We start from the raw sequence: 15,777 nt of genomic DNA, 5'->3' as shown, positions 1-15,777 counted from the left end.
ATTAATCATCCAGTGTTTTCGATATCTTATCTATGTTGAGGCTGCGCGCCATAGCATCGAATATCTCTTTATAGGTGCCGTTCTGATGGTATATATCTTCATGAGTTCCGGACTCCACTACCCTCCCGTCTTTCATCACATAGATACAATCCGAGTCGATAATCTGTGAAATACTATGCGAAATAATAATGACTGTACGGTTTTGCTTTATGGCATCGAGGCTGTTCTTTATCTGTTCTGTCGATACTGCATCGAGGCTGGCAGTCGGTTCATCGAGAAATATAACCGGCGGATTTTTAAGGAACATGCGTGCAATGGCAATCTTTTGCTGCTGTCCGCCTGATAAGGCGAGCGCCGAGGTCTGATAGCCATTTTCGAGCAGCATTATCTGGTCGTGGATATAGCTTTTCTTTGCAGCGTCCTCCACTTCTTGAAAGGTTGCATTCGGCTTCCCGTATCGGATGTTCTCTTCCACCGTTCCGTTAAATATATGGTTCTTTTGCAGTACCAGTCCGATATTCTCACGGAGATAGGCAGTATCATAATCCTCAAGAGAAACACCATCCAGTAATATATCACCCGAGTCGGGTGCATAAAATTTATCGAGAAGATTTATCAATGTACTTTTTCCTGCCCCCGAAAGTCCTACTAAAGCTGTTGTATGTCCCGGCAGGATTTTCATATTTATATCGTACAATGTTGGGCTTTCATTGTCGGGATAAGTGAAATTTACATTCTTTATCTCGAATTTACCCTTGATACGGTGCGGCCTGTAATGTCCCGAATGCTCTATCTGATGATCAGCTTTCAGCACGTCGAAAAAGCTTTCGGAATATATAAGCGCATCGTTCATCTGGTCGTAGATACGGTGCAACTGGCGGATAGGTGCAGATACATTATTAAACAAAAGGATATGGAACATAATAGCGCCGATAGTCATTTTGCCGTCCAGCACAAAATAAGCTGTAAGTATAATAATGATAACTATCCCTATCTGTTCTATGAAGCTTTTCAATCCGTCGAATATAAAGCTCATTTTGCGGGTTCGCATCTGGGCATCTGTCAGATTGTTTTGTAGTGCCATCTGTTTATCGCTTTCGATATTTTCCCTGATAAATGACTTTATAACTGTTATGGATTCTAGAATACCCAATATGCCCTGACTTTTACTTTCGCGCAAATCTTTTATTACACGCCGTGTGCCACTCATGCGTACAGCCTGCCGCTGGCTTACAAAATAGTATATAGGAACTATACACAATCCTACAAGCCCGACATAAAAGTTAGCGTTGAACATCATTGCTAAAGCGACAATAGAATTGGCAAATAAGGGAAGGATATCAATGAAAAAATTCTGAACAAGGCGTGTCAGGCTCTCCACTCCCCTGTCTATACGCGCCTGCATTTTTCCCGGCTGGTTGCCACCCGAGCTAAAGAAAGCCAGCCGATAAGTAAGTATTTTATCTATTACGGCTTGTGCAAGGTCTTTGGAAATAAAGATACGCAGCTTTTCCCCGTAAAACTTTTGCCCAAACTGTATAAAAGAATTGATAACCTCTTTACTAATCAATATGACAGTGATAGTAACTAGGATATTAATCCCTTCCTGCAAACCCTTATGTGCTTCTACCAGCCCGTTGATCTCGTCCACTGTATACCGCAGCACCCATGCATTGACCTGTGCGGTCAACGAACCGATCAATGTGAGCAGCAACGTAAGTATCACCAGCCAACGGTAAGGATGTACGTAAGGACGAAGGTTTTTAAATAACTGGAACAATGTCATTTGTATAGTTTTTAAAACATATATAAACTGAATATTTCTTCCTGAAATTTATCTATACTACAGAAACATCCGGTTTTATTAGTTCTTTGAAATAATAAACTCAAAATGTCGTGAATTTGTTCCCGTAAACCTTAAAATGCGGAAAATAAAAATGTGGAAAACTCGTTACATTTGTTACCTTTTAACTAAACATAGTTAATATTTGTAAAATACAGAATAAATGATTCTCTCTGTTAAGGATCGCAAAGAGAACATTTAATTGTTCATTGTTAATTATTAATTGATTTCCGTTACTTTCGTTACTTTTTAACCAAATATGGTTAATATTTGTAAATGCAGAAGCGAATTAATTTTACTCTTACATCTTACAGTTAACCAACCTGATATTAAAAACTGCCAAATATTTGCTATCTTTGATACCTCATTTCAGAGACTTTTATGAATCAAAAATATCCTTCAATATTATTAGAAAATGCGGTAAATGAATTTGCCCGACTACCGGGAATAGGCCGAAAAACAGCCTTAAGGCTTATCCTTCATCTTCTTCGACAGGACGATGCAATGGTGGACGGATTCGCCCAGTCACTTGTTGCTTTAAAGCATGAGGTGAAATACTGCAAAGTCTGTCACAATATCAGCGATGCCGATGTATGCCCTATATGCCTCAATAAATCGCGCGATGCTTCTACAATTTGCGTTGTGGAGAATATAAAAGAGGTGATGGCTATCGAAAATACAATGCAATACAAAGGTTTGTATCACGTTCTTGGCGGCATTATCTCTCCTATCGACGGTATAGGACCTGCAGACCTCGAGATAGAGAGCCTTGTGGAAAGGGTAGCAAAAGGTGATATCGGTGAAGTTATCCTTGCCTTGAGTACTACTATGGAAGGAGATACGACAAACTTTTATATTTATAAAAAGCTGGCGGCGTACGATATAAAGGTATCGATGATTGCACGGGGAATTTCTATAGGCGATGAAATCGAATATGCCGATGAGGTTACACTTGGACGTTCGATACTGAACCGCACCCTGTTTAACGAATCGTACAGGATGTAATATCGGATAAATCAAACAGATTCAGTATAAATACATTATATTTGTATTGAATACACATTGAACAAAACGATCATATAATACAAAAAGACATGGTAATTGCAGTAGATTTTGACGGAACAATAGTGGAACATGAATACCCTAAAATAGGGAAATCTATACCTTTTGCAATAGAAACCTTACTGCAATTGCAAAGAGACGGTCATATACTGCTCATGTGGACTGTACGTACAGGAGAGATGCTGCAGGAAGCTGTCGACTATTGCGAAAAGAAAGGCCTGAAATTTTATGCGGCAAACAAGAATCATCCTGACGAAGATGTTGCTAATGCTTCGCGCAAACTGAATGCAGACTTGTTCATCGACGACCGTAACCTCGGCGGATTACCCGATTGGGGCGTTATCTACCATGCGATAAAAGCAATGGAAAAAGGAGAAACCTCTTTCGAGCGGATAATGATGTCGTCTGGAGAAAACCAACGTGTAAGACGCAGAAAAAAGAACTTCTTCATCCGGCTGGGTGAGATGTTCGAAAATAACGGATACTAAACATGTTTGAATGAAATAGTACGGGGCTAACTCATAATTAATTATTCATTCATACCTCATAACTATATACATATGCTTCTAAAAAATTCACAGATATTATTGCGGGCAGTGGAACCCGAAGATCTGGATATGCTGTACAGATGGGAAAATTCAACAGCCTTATGGGTGCATGGAAATACGCTGGCACCATATTCGAAACTTGTCTTACGACAGTATATAAACGATGCTTTGGAGATGGATATATTTCAGAGCCGTCAATTACGCCTTATGATCGATCTCACGGAAGATGCTACAACTGTGGGTACAATAGACTTATATGATATAGATGCACACAATCGTCGTGCAGGCATAGGTATTCTGATCGATGAGGCGTACCGCAAAAGAGGACTGGCTTCGGAGGCGCTGCAACTGATGCAGGAGTATGCTTTCGGATTCCTTTATCTGCACCAGCTATATGCGTATATATCGGTCAGCAACGTAAACAGTATTGGTCTCTTCAGAAAATCCGGTTACAAAGAAGTAGGTATATTGAAAGACTGGGTACAACGCGGCGATTCATTCGAAGATGTCCAACTATCGCAATTGCTAAACCAAATATGAACGAAGATATAAAGAAGGCATTCGATATATTGGTTGCCGGAGGACTTATACTCTACCCCACCGACACAATATGGGGAATAGGATGCGATGCAACAAATGAAGAGGCTGTACGCAAAGTATATGAACTGAAAAAGCGGACAGACAGTAAGGCGCTCATTACCTTACTTGACAATCCGGTAAAGCTCGATTATTATATAAACGGTGTGCCTGAAATTGCATGGGATCTGATAGAACTGGCCGATAAGCCGCTAACTATCATATATGATAATGCACGTAATGTGGCTACTAACCTGATCGCCGAAGACGGCAGCCTAGCCATACGCATTACAAAAGAGACATTCTCGCATGAGCTTTGTAAACGTTTCCGCAAAGCACTGGTCTCTACTTCGGCGAATATCAGCGGAGAAACATCTCCCGCCAATTTCAGTGAGATAAGCGAAGAAATCAGAAATGGCGTCGATTATATTGTAGAATATCGGCAAGACGATACAAGTAAATCGAAGGCATCGAGCATTATAAAGCTAGGGAAGTCTGGAGAAGTAAAAGTTATCAGGGAATAATGGCTATACACGAAGATAAAGTATTGGAAAACATCTCTTATATAGGAGGATTGAATAAGGAAGTATTCGATCAGTGCACCTTTACCAAATGCGACTTTTCAAATGCCGCTATTATCGGCAGTAGCTTTACCGATTGCATTTTTGCCGACTGCAATTTGTCTATGGCAAATTTATCACAATCTACACTGAACAACAATGAGTTCAGAAACTGCAAGATACTAGGTGTAAAATTCAATCATTGCCACGACTTTATATTTCAGGTTGGTTTCGAAAACTGTATACTGGATTACAGTTCATTTGAAAAAAGGAAGATGACAAAAACACATTTTAAAGGCTGTTCGCTGAAGGGTGTGGATTTTGTTGGTACAGATCTGAAGCAATCGAGATTTACCGATTGTGATCTCAACGAAACAATTTTCCAGAATACTAACTTGCAGGAGGTTGATTTCACCTCAGCCGTTAACTATACAATAGACCTGAGTCAGAATCAGGCAAAGAAAGCCAGATTTTCGAGAGACGGGTTAGCCGGTTTGTTAAATCAGTTTAATATCATAATAGAATAAAACTTGTGTTAACGTTTGTTTAGCAAACTTCTTTAAGTATCTTTAGCACGCAAATATTAACTAAATAATCTAAGAGACAATGAAAAAAGCCCTACACTTAAGCTTAGCCGCGTTCTTCTTTTTGTTTTTAACAATCGCATGTAGCGACGATGATGACAACAATCCGCCTCCACCGTCTGCCGGTCAGAAACAAGTAGAGGAAATTGTAAAAGAACTTGAGAAAATTACAGATGTATCGAACTTTACGGATGCTTTGAAAAGAATTACACCCGATCTTGATTTCGATGAAAATAAACTGACTGTACTGGCTGTAAAAAATCCAGAGCCTAAAAAAGCAACGGAAAACACAAGTGGCTTTAGTAATGAGACACTTAAACGTCACATTGTAAAAGGTGTTCAGGATTTCAGCCAACTAGGCAGTGATACCCTGATACTTAAAAGTATATCTGATGATATCCTGTATGCAACAAAGTTGAACGGGGAAATTCTCATTAACGGGATTCCATTAGCTTCTGCTTCTCCTACAAAAGTCGGTGACAGTTATATATATATTATTACTGCTACCGTGCCGGAAATCAAAGACATTCCTGTAAAAAAATATAAGATAACTTTCAACATACAAGAATGCAATGAAGAATGGAGTATAGAAAACAATAAGGAAAGTTCTCCGTCGGAAGGAGCCTATGTAGTTTTCTATAAAAACACTAATGGAATATATACAGCAATAGACAGTATAAAATCTGATAATAAAGGTGTTGCTGTTTACCATCATAACGAAGCGGATGGCGTAACTTATATGGTTAAGAAAGGCGAGAAAAGAGCCCTTTATTATGACTATCTGGTGAAAGGCGTATTCACAACTCAAGCGGAGATAGATACTTATCCTCAATACCAAACAGGTACCAGTCTTGACTATACAAAACCCGGAACACTTAAACTCGCCGACCTTGACGGTGACGGTATTATCAATGCCGGAGATAAAATGCTATCGGAATATTTATATGCAGAAAGTAATTCGCAAGAGGATGTCTTCATTGTTACCCCAGGCGACCTATTTGCTGAAGAAATTATTAAACTGGAAGACATTCCTCAAATTAAGATCCAACTTAATAGTCTGTTTACCTCGTTTATCTCATATAATTATACAATGGATCGGAAACTGATCAAACCGGAAGTGACATATCCTTCTCTACCGGAATTAAGTAATGATAATATAATATGGGGAACAGGTTACAATTTTATAAACAGGATTCACGCCATATATGAAATACTTAACAGGCCGAACAGCCCTGCAAACGTAAAGACAGAATGGGAGAAAACTGCCGGAGAGCATTGGGCACAATATGCGCATGTTTATACTACTCTGGCAAGCTATTTCGGAAATATAATATTAGTTACAGAAGTAGTGAAACCGGAACAAGTGGGCAATCTTCGGCAAAATACAAGAAAGGAAGTAATTCAATATATAGAAAGCCTGATTCCGCAAGTAAGCCAGCCTTATGCCGATGCAGTGAAAGCCCTTACAGCTCGCTTGTGGGCCAATGAACGAGAGTTTGCAAAAGCAGCAAATCTGTCCAAAGAAATCATCACCAAGGGGGATTACGCTCTTGTAGCAGATAATAAACCGCTGGATACACCGTCAAACAAAGAAGTTTTATTGGGTGGATATACTCCGGAAAATATCGACCTGAAAGGTAAATACGCTCATCCTGTACGCTACAGAGAAGTATTGCTTACCTATGCCGAATCAGTGTTGGAGTCTGGAAATATACAAGAAGCATTACAATATGCAAACCAGATATTAGCTGTGAATGGCAAGCCAATGCTAAATGCAAGTATGACAAAAGAACAGCTGAGAGACGCTATACAGGATATATGGATCGACGAACTTAATGAAGAAGGAATAACCTATATGCTTATTAACAGATGGGGTAAGCTTCTTTACTTCTTAGGCGATAAAGGGGCACGGGATTATAACAACCTCTTACCTATACCATTCGATGAGATAAATAGCAATCCGAATTTTAAACAAAACCCGGGTTATTAAAAACATTGAAATAACTTTAAGCAAAAGACAGCCTTTATGGTTGTCTTTTGTTATTTTATTGGATGAAGATAATAGGCAAAAGGAAATAACTAACATCATAATTATACTTTAAAGCATTTTTTATACTTTTGTCGCGGTAATAACAAATATGTCATACACCCGTGAAAAGATACCTCTTCTTTGTTTCTCTGTCTTATTCCTACACTATATTGCGTCCTTTACAGGATGAAATATGGCGAAGAGGTAGCGATGTGGCATGGTATATTGAAAATTCTGCTCCCGTCTGTTTACATAAAGGAGAAAAACATCTGAAGACAATAAAAGAAGTAATGGAGTATAACCCCATAGCTGTCTTTGTGCCGGGAGTACGTGTATATGATTTTTTTCCGGGGGTAAAAGTCGAAGTATTTCACGGCTTGTATTATAAAAGGGGAGACTACGGAGATCATTATAAAATACGTGGATTCTTCGATATTTATTGTACTACCAGCCCTATGTTTACACCAAGATTTAAAGAGCTGGAAAAGAAGTACGGATTCTTTAAAGTATATGAAACCGGATGGAGTAAATTTGACGGATGGTTGCCTGTTAACAATGAAAAAACACCTAATGAAAAGCCAGTTATTATCTTCGCACCGACCTTCACAAAAGGCATAGAATCAGCCTCTGTCCTTCATGGCAAAATAGAAGATCTTATAAAAGATAGGGATTGGATATGGCTATTTTCTTTCCACCCTAAGATGGATAAGGAAATCTTAGACAGATATAAGGAGCTGGCAGAAAAATACGACAATGCAACTTTCTGCGAAACTGAAGATAAGGCAGAACTATTCCGGCAGTCAGATGTAATGCTGAGTGATAATTCATCCGTTATCTACGAGTTTCTATGGTTCAACAAACCGGCAGTAACCTATAAAAATGCATTTCCCGACAATCATCTTATCAATATCGACAATCCCGAACAACTTGAACAGGCAATAGACAAAGCACTGCAACATCCTGAAGATTTAATGGAGAATATCAGAATTTTCATGAATCAGGTGCATCCGTTTCGTGACGGAAAATCGTCTGCACGCATTCTCGATGCTGTGGACGACTTTATTACAAATTATAAAGGTAAATTAAAGAAAAAGCCGTTGATCCTTTACCGAAAACTGAAACTACGAAAAAAAACCGGTTATTACCCCTTCGGTCCACGTTACAAAAACAAATAAAGATTATCTATATATTAAGTGATATCGAAAAGACAGAACATCTGTTATTTTTTAAAAATAGTGCAATATAGAGCCTTTGCAATATCTTAAATTTCAAAATATTTCCTTACAGATTAAATAAATTTGCATTATATTTATTATTTTTGCTAAACTATGAATATATAATATTAAAACTACTTACATATACACACAAATAATGGCAAAAAGTTGGTTAAAGAAGCTTATTTTTGAAGACGATGGCACTGAAGAACCTGAAGAGCCTGTAAATAAGACTGAAAACATCAAGACTAATAATAAAGTGCAAAAGGAATCACCTGCACCTGTTGCAACACCTGCACCTTCAGCTCCGCTTTCAAGTAGCTTTTCCGATATTCCTAAAATGGAGGCTATAGACCCGTCTCTTATTTATGGGAAAATAGATCAGGAATTGCTGAATAAGTTATGCGAGGTTCTGGACAAGCAGACGGTAGAGGGTATCGACTATCTGAAGTTTAAAAAGTCGGTAGACTCTCTCAAAGAAATACAGCCTGACGAAACCGTACGTTTTACCGTTGCATATCTCACACTGAAAGCCACATACCCTTCTATGACAAGGGAAAATCTGAGCCAGACTATCGATCAGTATATAGTACTGATGGAACAGGAACGAAAGAAAGGCTTGGATCAGCTTAACAACCTTCGCAAACAAAATGTAGACAAAAAAGAAGAGGAAATCAAAAAATCAATCGCAAACATAGACAAGATGAAGGCTGAAATACAAAAGCTTACTGCTTTTGTTACCGAAGCCAATATGGAAATCGTTAATAAAAAGAATGAATATGCTATTCAGGAAGCAGACTTTAACGCAACTGTAGACAAAATAGTAAATCAGCTTAAAGGGGACAAGAATAAAATAGAAACTATAATAAAAACAAACTAGAAACAAATGTTACAACTTGATGGAAGTAATACTCCCAAAAAGAAACTATGGGAACAACCCGGGGGTAAACTGGGAATTGCCGTCATGGCCGGATTAGGCGTGGGTGCATTAGTATTTCTTTACAAAATCTTACCTTATCTTATTAAGTTAGCAGAAAACACCTTATACTTCGGCTTACTGCTGCTGATAATAGGATTAATTATATTCTTACTTTTCGATAAGAAATTCAGGCAGGTAGTGAGTGTCGGTTATTTCCTTCTGATGCGTAAGATCACATCTTGGTTCGTAGATATCGATCCTATCGGGATTATCGAACGTCGTCTCGGAATGATGGAGCGTTCCATCCAGAAAATGAACGAAAGTATGGGACGGCTGTTAGGTCAGATACGCAAACTGGAAGGCTCTATCGCATCTAAAAAAGAAGAGATGGAGAAGCTTCTGCAACGCGCACAAGTGTACCGCGCAAAGGGAAATAAAGATGCTGCCGTAATAGACGAGCGTCAGATAGCCCGTCTCGAAAAGTATATAAATAAACTTTTAGGGTTGCTAAAAGATTCGAAACGCTGGTACGAGTCCCTCGACAAACTTAGCCAGATGGCCAAACTTACCGTACTGGATACCCGTAATGAAGTAAATATGCAGAAAGAAGAATATGAAATGGCTAAGAGTCAACATAAGCTTTTCAAATCTGTAATGTCTGTTATGGAAGGAGATCCGGACGAACTCGCCTTATTCAATGAAGCACTCGAAGCCATGCGCACCGATATAGAGATGAAACTCGGCGAAATGGAACGTGTCATCAGCAGTACAGGTGGATTGATCGATCAATTCGAGGCCGATAATGAAGTGGCTTCATTCAAAGGAAGTGAACTGATTGATAAATATAACGAGATGGGTATAGAAGGTATCTTTAAAACTTTCGAAAACAACGTCAAAATAACAAACGACAACAACAAAACGATATACCTCGCACCTAACGAATATAAAACATTAGAACAGAAAAGAGATTCTGACAGTGGAGATAAACAATATTTTGGAAAATAACAATTGAATTTTAACATTTATACTTTATAAAAAATGGGTAATGTAAGACCTTGGGTTAAAGTAGCTTTAACCGTTTTAGTAGTAGCTTTGATAGCTGGGGGAATCATATTCCTGCGCGATAGTGGAATCATGGGAGGCGACTCCGACTCTTCGGGTAGTAAAAGTGGTGGTTTATTTGGCAATAAGATGCCGACATATACAATTGGTGTAAACACTTATGCGGGATTCACACCGATTATCTGGCTTAACGGAGGTTTGAAACCGAATGAAGAATCTAAAATTGCCAAAGAATACGGTATTATGCTAAACATCGTTATTCAGGATGACTTTATAGCCGGTCGTAACGGGTTGAAAAAAGGTGAGATAGACATGATATATTGTACTGCCGACGCACTCCCTACCGAAATGTCGGAAAGCGGTGATATGACTGATGTTCGTCATTTCATGCTGCTTAACTGGTCGCGCGGTGCGGATGCTATCGTAGTGAATAAATATATAAATACAGTTGCTGACCTTAAAGGTAAGAAAGTGGCTGTAGCAGAAGGAACCGCTGCACATACATTATTGATAAACACGCTGGAAACAAATGAAATAAATCCGGATGAAATATCTATTATCAAAGTTGAGAACGGAATCGAGGCCGCACAAATGTTCAAAGCATTGCAGGTAGATGCATGTGTAACATGGTCGCCGGACGATATCGATTGCGTGGAAGCAGTTAAAGGCTCAAAAGTATTGATTAGTACAAAACAAGCAACTAACATAATCTGCGACGGACTTATTGCCAAAGAAGAATTCCTTGATAAGAATCAGGAGAATGTAGCAAAAGTTGTAAGCGCTATCCTATATGCCAACTCGAAAATGAACGACGATCCCGCAGCAGTAAGAGAAGCTGCCGCATACTTTGCTAAAGGATTCGGAACAGACGAAGCATTTTGTATCGAAGGATGCAAGAATATCCGTTTCGCAACTTTAGGCGATGAACTGAATTTCTACGGGCTGAATACTAACTATACAGGTGTGAAAGGCGACGACCTCTACAGCAAAATGGCGCGTGTATACGAATCTCTTCGCCTGACTAAAAAGCCTATGCCTTGGAGACGCGTTTCTTACCCTAAAGTGATAGAGGCTATAGAAAAAGCCGGAAACGTAAAAGGTGATCAGGATGCAGAAACAGGTGCAACATTCTCAAAAGCATCAGCTGAAGTAGAAAAGAAAGAAGCGATTTCGAACAAGAAACTGACTATCAACTTCGGTGTTAATCAGTCTATGCTTTCGAACGATGCGAAAGCCCTTATCGATCAGGAATTTGTAAACATAGCCAAACAATTCAGCGGAGCACGTATCCGCGTGGAAGGAAATACAGACAATACTGGTAATTATGCGGCCAATGTAGCATTGTCGAAACAACGTGCGCAGTCTGTAGTCGATTATCTGATCAGGGAATATAAATTCGATACTAACCGCTTTATTGTAGTGGGCAACGGCCCTAAACATGCAGTAGATGCCGGAGTAGTAGGTTCGAACGTAAATTATCGCACAACTGACTTCCAGCTTGTAACCGATTAATTACCTCGCATATAGAAGAAAATACACAAAATGATAAATTTTAAAGGATTATTTAAAATGGGTGGAAGTGTGAACAAACTCACTTCCACCGTTATTGCTTTAATAGGGCTTGTCATACTTCTTGCCCTGTGGTATTTCCTCACCGCAACGGGAGAAATAATACCTAGCAAGATTTTGCCTAACCCCGTAGCTGTAATAAAATCTTATGGCGAATTGTTTACCGATTATGAATTGCTGGGTAATGTATGGTATTCGGTACAGCTTAATATTTACGGGTATGTGACAGCTATAGTATTAGCTTTGCCGATCGGCTTTTTCATCGGTATGTTCCCGATTGCAAGGAGTTTGTTTAGCCAGTATATCGATGCCTTCCGCTTTCTGCCCCTGACTGCCATTACAGGGATATTTATTGCATGGTTCGGCATCGGTTTCGATATGAAAGTATCTTTCCTGTCGTTCGGTATCCTCATTTACCTGTTGCCTGTTATCGTTCAGAGAATTGCAGAGTTGCAGAACCCGTCGAACAGTAAAGACTATGTATATCTGCAAACGATTCAGACATTAGGTGCAACTAACTGGCAGAAATTCCGCCATGTATATTTCCCTTATGTAACTGAAAAGATTTCAGAAGATATACGCGTATTGACTGCTATATCGTGGACATATATCATTGTAGCCGAACTATTGAACAAAGAAGGCGGTATAGGTGCAATGATCTATACATTGGGACGCCAATCGAGAACTCCGGAAGTGTTTGCTTTATTGTTCCTTATCATTCTGATAGGCTTCTTGCAAGACCGCCTGTTCAAAATGTTGGATGTGACATTATTCCCGTCGAAATACAATAAAGAGAGCTTTCTGAAAACTCTTTTCTTCAAACCGGTACAACCTAAATAATAAGCAAAGATGGAAGATATAAATTCAACAGCCAATATATTCAGTCAGGATCCGGAAGAAGAGAAAAAAGCAGAAGAGCAGAATTTCGTGGAAGAGGTACAGGAAGAAGCAGTTATTGCTGAAGCGAATGTAGTTTTCAATGCGCCAAAAGATGAGAGATATGAAGATGTAGACGTTATAAACCTTCAACATATTTCACAGGTTTACGTAGGTAAGAAAACGGATTTTGTGCTTTTCGAAGATCTCAATATGGACATTAAGGACTTCCGAGATCAGGGACAGTTCATATCTATTCTCGGAGAATCGGGATGCGGAAAATCTACTCTTCTTCGCTATATATCGGGATTACAACAGCCTACAAGCGGAAAAATCCTTATTTACGGAAAAGAAAAAACTGAAAAAGATACCATTCCTATGGTTTTTCAGCAATATTCTTCTTTCCCGTGGAAAACAGTTCTCGACAATGTAGCTTTACCGCTCAGGATGAGAGGCATATCGAAAGAAGAAAGTTACGAAAGAGCTAACCAGATGCTGAAGACGGTCGGATTGGAAGGTCATGAACATAAATGGGCCAAGTATCCACTACTCTCCGGCGGACAGCTGCAACGTGTAGCTATTGCCCGCAGTCTCATAGCATCACCACAGATATTGCTGATGGACGAACCGTTCGGCGCTCTCGATATTGCAACGCGTACAAGCATGCAGAATACACTGCTCGACATCTATAACAGCGCAGAACTCGACCCGACAGTCATTTTCGTGACACATGATATAAATGAAGCTGTGTTACTAAGTAACCGCATCTACATTATGGCGGCAAATCCGGGAAGAGTACATACAATCGTAGATATCGACCTGCCTCAGGTTCGTGATGCATCGTTGAAAAAAACGGAGAAACTGAATGAGTATGTTAATTATATTGACGGCATCATGACTCAAATGAGTAAAGGAGATTAAATACGCAAAGGATGAAAGAGAAAATGAAAGTAACTTTGAAAGAAGCAAAGACTTCATTGGAATATGCTCTTTCGATACTGATAATATTATGGATAATCCGGATAGTGCAGTCACTGTTCGGATTAGACTTTTTTTATACACTGGGAGTTTACCCGCGTGAAACTTTTGGATTAGCTGGTATAATCACCGCTCCTTTGATACATGGTAATTTCGAGCATCTTATTGCCAACACGCTTCCCATGTTCTTTCTCACATTCCTGATCTTTTTCTTTTACAAAAAGAATGTATTCCTCATCTATCTGCTGACATGGATTACTTCGGGATTCCTTACATGGCTGATCGGACGGCCGTCGTGGCATATAGGCGCCAGTTCGGTGATATATGCAATGGCTTCTTTTCTTATTTTCGGAGGTATTTTTAGTCGCAATTTCAAGCTTATTATAGCATCTGTTATTGTCGTAGTTCTCTATTCCGGTCTAATATGGGGCATATTCCCTAGCAACAACGGAGTTTCTTGGGAAGGGCATCTTTCCGGTGCTATAAGTGGTCTGATATGGGCATATATATTCCGGAAACAGCTGCAAAACATCTGATCGGAAATAATTAAAACTCTTTTTCCCTATCTTTGTAAGAAATAAGCATTTGTTTATGTATAAGTATAAACATGACCTTTCTGATGTAAAAGAGGAAGATGTGCGGATAACATTCATACTTCCTTTTAAGCCTCGGCGTCCGGCGGGCGGGTTCAGGGTCATGTATGAATATGCCAATCGTCTGGCGCAGCGCGGTTATAAAATACATTTGATATACCCGCTAAAGACAGCATATATGAAATATCGCCTACCCTATTTCATCCGTCATATTTTATCAAAGATAGAAAGCTTTAATGCAAATAAGTGGTTTCATTTCGAACCCTCTATTACAATGTCATATGTGCCTGAGGTAAAAGATAAATATATACCTGATGCAGATATAGTTATAGCTACATGGTGGTCTACCGTACTTGAAATGGGTGCCCTTAGCGAAAAGAAAGGAAAGAAGATAAACCTTATACAGGGCTTTGAAAACTGGGAAGGCCATGAAGACTTATTATTCGCATCATATAATATAAAGGATACTTTAAACATTGTAGTTGCATCTTACCTGAAAAAGATTGTTGCCGAACACACTACAAACAGAATAGAACTGATTGAAAACGGAGTTGATAACACCAAATATCATATTACAAACGACATAGCTAAGCGTAAACCCGCGACTGTAGCCATGAACTATTCCATACAGGAAATAAAGGGTTCAAAATACGGGTTACAAGCTTTAAAACTTGTAAAGGAAAGAATCCCTGAACTGCAAGTGGAAATGTTCGGCATCTCTCCCTTCCCCGAAGGATTGCCCGAATGGATAAAATATTACAGAGAGCCGGATAACCTTTGCGACCTATATAACCGCAATGCTATATTTATTTCGAACAGCTTCACGGAAGGTTTCGGATTAGTTTCGGTAGAATCCATGTTTTGCGGTTGCGGATTAGTTTGCACAGATATCGAAGGTCATCAGGAATATGCATTCGAGGGTAAAACAGCCTTACTTGTTGAAGTAAAAAATGTTCAGCAAATGGCAGAACGTATAATTTTTCTCATAAAAAACAATGACTGCCGCATTTCACTTGCCATGAGTGGAAACGATTATGTACAGCGCTTTAGCTGGGATAATGCTATCCATAAAATGGAAAGTATTATTAAATATTTATAATTATTTAACAATTTATTTTTAACGTCCGGTGAACTATTTGATAATACGGGACGTTATAATTTTGTGTTTTTCATAGTATTAGATTTAAGGTTAACAATGAAGATTGGTTGTCGGGATGACAACCATTTCTTTTATTAAAACTAATAATAAAGGTCGCTAAATAGCAGCCTTTATTTATGTAGGGTCCTTACAGATATATCCTTTATCTTATTCTCATTGTTACATTTATCTGTAGTCGCCTATTTATTACAATCCATCTTCCAGT

General features: G+C 39.0%; 15 protein-coding genes. 14 read left to right on the top strand and 1 reads right to left on the bottom strand.

Annotated elements, in window-relative coordinates:
* Window position 1: 1 nt before the first annotated feature.
* A complete protein-coding gene (locus K348_RS0108725; RefSeq protein WP_029904587.1) occupies window positions 2-1,786 on the bottom strand; it encodes an ABC transporter ATP-binding protein in 1,785 nt (594 codons plus the stop codon).
* A 438-nt stretch (window positions 1,787-2,224) separates the two neighbouring features.
* Here K348_RS0108725 and recR point away from each other — a divergent pair, with 438 nt between their 5' ends.
* The 14 genes from recR (at window position 2,225) to K348_RS0108655 (ending at window position 15,512) form a co-directional block, all read left to right on the top strand.
* Window positions 2,225-2,848: a recombination mediator RecR gene (gene recR / locus K348_RS0108720; protein WP_029904586.1), complete on the top strand. Its 624-nt coding sequence runs from the start codon at window positions 2,225-2,227 to the stop codon at window positions 2,846-2,848.
* Window positions 2,849-2,937: 89 nt separating this feature from the next.
* Window positions 2,938-3,393, top strand: a complete 456-nt coding sequence (locus K348_RS0108715) for a BT0820 family HAD-type phosphatase (RefSeq protein ID WP_029904585.1) — start codon at window positions 2,938-2,940, stop codon at window positions 3,391-3,393.
* Between the two features lie 72 nt (window positions 3,394-3,465).
* Window positions 3,466-3,993 (top strand): GNAT family N-acetyltransferase, encoded by a 528-nt coding sequence (locus tag K348_RS0108710; RefSeq protein WP_029904584.1) that lies wholly within the window; start codon window positions 3,466-3,468, stop codon window positions 3,991-3,993.
* A complete protein-coding gene (locus K348_RS0108705; RefSeq protein ID WP_029904583.1) occupies window positions 3,990-4,553 on the top strand; it encodes an L-threonylcarbamoyladenylate synthase in 564 nt (187 codons plus the stop codon). Before K348_RS0108710 ends, K348_RS0108705 begins: the two co-directional genes overlap by 4 nt.
* Window positions 4,553-5,116: a pentapeptide repeat-containing protein gene (locus K348_RS0108700; RefSeq protein ID WP_029904582.1), complete on the top strand. Its 564-nt coding sequence runs from the start codon at window positions 4,553-4,555 to the stop codon at window positions 5,114-5,116. The genes K348_RS0108705 and K348_RS0108700 overlap by 1 nt, the downstream gene beginning before the upstream one ends.
* Before the next feature lie 79 nt (window positions 5,117-5,195).
* Window positions 5,196-7,163 carry a RagB/SusD family nutrient uptake outer membrane protein gene (locus K348_RS0108695; RefSeq protein ID WP_029904581.1) on the top strand — a complete coding sequence of 656 codons (1,968 nt, stop codon included), beginning with the start codon at window positions 5,196-5,198 and terminating at the stop codon, window positions 7,161-7,163.
* Between the two features lie 161 nt (window positions 7,164-7,324).
* Window positions 7,325-8,377, top strand: coding sequence for a CDP-glycerol glycerophosphotransferase family protein (locus K348_RS0108690; protein WP_029904580.1), 1,053 nt, complete (start codon window positions 7,325-7,327; stop codon window positions 8,375-8,377).
* A gap of 196 nt (window positions 8,378-8,573) precedes the next feature.
* Window positions 8,574-9,296: a hypothetical protein gene (locus tag K348_RS0108685; protein ID WP_029904579.1), complete on the top strand. Its 723-nt coding sequence runs from the start codon at window positions 8,574-8,576 to the stop codon at window positions 9,294-9,296.
* 6 nt (window positions 9,297-9,302) lie between these two features.
* Window positions 9,303-10,340, top strand: a complete 1,038-nt coding sequence (locus tag K348_RS0108680; protein WP_029904578.1) for a PspA/IM30 family protein — start codon at window positions 9,303-9,305, stop codon at window positions 10,338-10,340.
* Window positions 10,341-10,373: 33 nt separating this feature from the next.
* Window positions 10,374-11,909: a phosphate ABC transporter substrate-binding/OmpA family protein gene (locus tag K348_RS0108675; protein ID WP_051697726.1), complete on the top strand. Its 1,536-nt coding sequence runs from the start codon at window positions 10,374-10,376 to the stop codon at window positions 11,907-11,909.
* Window positions 11,910-11,939: 30 nt separating this feature from the next.
* The gene (locus K348_RS0108670) at window positions 11,940-12,806 is read left to right on the top strand and encodes an ABC transporter permease (RefSeq protein WP_029904576.1); all 867 of its coding nucleotides are present in this window, start codon (window positions 11,940-11,942) and stop codon (window positions 12,804-12,806) included.
* A 9-nt stretch (window positions 12,807-12,815) separates the two neighbouring features.
* On the top strand, window positions 12,816-13,763 hold the full coding sequence (locus K348_RS0108665) for an ABC transporter ATP-binding protein (RefSeq protein WP_081852543.1): 948 nt from the start codon (window positions 12,816-12,818) through the stop codon (window positions 13,761-13,763).
* 11 nt (window positions 13,764-13,774) lie between these two features.
* Window positions 13,775-14,356, top strand: a complete 582-nt coding sequence (locus tag K348_RS0108660) for a rhomboid family intramembrane serine protease (RefSeq protein ID WP_051697724.1) — start codon at window positions 13,775-13,777, stop codon at window positions 14,354-14,356.
* Between the two features lie 55 nt (window positions 14,357-14,411).
* Window positions 14,412-15,512: a glycosyltransferase family 4 protein gene (locus K348_RS0108655; protein WP_051697722.1), complete on the top strand. Its 1,101-nt coding sequence runs from the start codon at window positions 14,412-14,414 to the stop codon at window positions 15,510-15,512.
* The last annotated feature ends 265 nt before the right edge of the window (window positions 15,513-15,777 follow it).

Origin of the sequence: Prevotella sp. 10(H), from assembly GCF_000711235.1 — a bacterium.
GTDB lineage: Bacteria > Bacteroidota > Bacteroidia > Bacteroidales > Dysgonomonadaceae > Dysgonomonas.
This window is presented reverse-complemented; position numbering and strand designations above follow the sequence as displayed.

Excerpts from the sequence above, each read along its gene's own strand:
- K348_RS0108725 (WP_029904587.1), bottom strand. The coding sequence starts at position 1,786 with ATGACATTGTTCCAGTTATTTAAAAACCTTCGTCCTTACGTACATCCT.
- recR (WP_029904586.1), top strand. The coding sequence starts at position 2,225 with ATGAATCAAAAATATCCTTCAATATTATTAGAAAATGCGGTAAATGAA.
- K348_RS0108715 (WP_029904585.1), top strand. The coding sequence starts at position 2,938 with ATGGTAATTGCAGTAGATTTTGACGGAACAATAGTGGAACATGAATAC.
- K348_RS0108710 (WP_029904584.1), top strand. The coding sequence starts at position 3,466 with ATGCTTCTAAAAAATTCACAGATATTATTGCGGGCAGTGGAACCCGAA.
- K348_RS0108705 (WP_029904583.1), top strand. The coding sequence starts at position 3,990 with ATGAACGAAGATATAAAGAAGGCATTCGATATATTGGTTGCCGGAGGA.
- K348_RS0108700 (WP_029904582.1), top strand. The coding sequence starts at position 4,553 with ATGGCTATACACGAAGATAAAGTATTGGAAAACATCTCTTATATAGGA.
- K348_RS0108695 (WP_029904581.1), top strand. The coding sequence starts at position 5,196 with ATGAAAAAAGCCCTACACTTAAGCTTAGCCGCGTTCTTCTTTTTGTTT.
- K348_RS0108685 (WP_029904579.1), top strand. The coding sequence starts at position 8,574 with ATGGCAAAAAGTTGGTTAAAGAAGCTTATTTTTGAAGACGATGGCACT.
- K348_RS0108680 (WP_029904578.1), top strand. The coding sequence starts at position 9,303 with ATGTTACAACTTGATGGAAGTAATACTCCCAAAAAGAAACTATGGGAA.
- K348_RS0108675 (WP_051697726.1), top strand. The coding sequence starts at position 10,374 with ATGGGTAATGTAAGACCTTGGGTTAAAGTAGCTTTAACCGTTTTAGTA.
- K348_RS0108670 (WP_029904576.1), top strand. The coding sequence starts at position 11,940 with ATGATAAATTTTAAAGGATTATTTAAAATGGGTGGAAGTGTGAACAAA.
- K348_RS0108665 (WP_081852543.1), top strand. The coding sequence starts at position 12,816 with ATGGAAGATATAAATTCAACAGCCAATATATTCAGTCAGGATCCGGAA.
- K348_RS0108660 (WP_051697724.1), top strand. The coding sequence starts at position 13,775 with ATGAAAGAGAAAATGAAAGTAACTTTGAAAGAAGCAAAGACTTCATTG.
- K348_RS0108655 (WP_051697722.1), top strand. The coding sequence starts at position 14,412 with ATGTATAAGTATAAACATGACCTTTCTGATGTAAAAGAGGAAGATGTG.